The organism is Xanthobacter autotrophicus (assembly GCF_030015065.1).
Taxonomy (GTDB): Bacteria; Pseudomonadota; Alphaproteobacteria; order Rhizobiales; family Xanthobacteraceae; genus Xanthobacter; species Xanthobacter autotrophicus_D.
On record NZ_JAIVFN010000476.1, the window covers coordinates 1 to 421 of the forward strand.

At 66.0% G+C, this 421-nt stretch carries 1 protein-coding gene; it reads left to right on the forward strand.

All coding sequences use genetic code 11. The features are described 5' to 3' along the window. Positions 1-96: 96 nt before the first annotated feature. Positions 97-421 (forward strand): transposase (locus tag K9U40_RS24115; RefSeq protein ID WP_282892571.1); only part of this gene is annotated, 325 nt, incomplete at its 3' end.

The window sequence follows — 421 nt, forward strand, 5'->3', positions numbered from 1 at the left end:
GCCCAGCGAGAACGCCGCCGGCGGCTAAGGAAGGTCTGCATAAACCGCCCCACGGCATGCTTGGCATCGACGTGAAGCCCTGAGACGATACGGCACATGAAGCAGCACAGCCTGGGCTTGGGAATGACGGCGAAGCGAACGCGGCGGCGGGAGTTTCTGGGTGAGATGGAGAAGGTCGTGCCGTGGGCCGAGTTGGTGGCCCTGGTGTCGCCGTATCTGCCCGAAGGCAAGCGGGGCCGCCCGCCGTTCCCGTGCGAGACCATGCTGCGCATCCACTTCATGCAGCAGTGGTTCGCTCTGAGTGACCCGGCCATGGAGGAAGCGCTGCACGACATGCCGGTGTTCCGCGAGTTCGCAGGGCTGGAGGGCTGGGATGAGCGGCTGCCTGACGAGAGCACGATCCTGCGGTTCCGGCACGTGC